Source organism: Mesorhizobium sp. M8A.F.Ca.ET.208.01.1.1 (assembly GCF_004791315.1).
GTDB lineage: Bacteria > Pseudomonadota > Alphaproteobacteria > Rhizobiales > Rhizobiaceae > Mesorhizobium.
In genome coordinates, this window is the sequence record NZ_SRUT01000300.1 from 1 (window position 1) to 302 (window position 302).

At 69.5% G+C, this 302-nt stretch carries 1 pseudogene; it reads left to right on the top strand.

Annotated features, from left to right (window positions below):
- A pseudogene (tldD, locus tag EN851_RS35390) lies at nucleotides 1-302 on the top strand (metalloprotease TldD); the annotation flags it as partial.

Consider the following 302-nt stretch of genomic DNA (forward strand, 5'->3'; position numbering starts at 1 on the left):
GCCAAGGCCAAGCTGTTGCAGGAGATCGACGGCTGGCTGCGGGCGAAGGATCCGCGCGTACGCCAGGTGACGGCCTCGCTCGCGGCCTCCTGGCAGCATGTCGAGATCGTGCGCGGCGACGGCCAGATCGTGCGCGATATCCGTCCGCTGGTCCGCATCAACGTGTCGGTCGTGGTCGGCAGCGGCGACCGGCAGGAAAGCGGCTCCTACGGCATGGGCGGCCGCAAGAGCTTCGGCGAGTTCCTCACCGAGGAGAGCTGGAAGCACGCCGCGCGCGAGGCGCTCAGGCAGGCGCTGGTCAA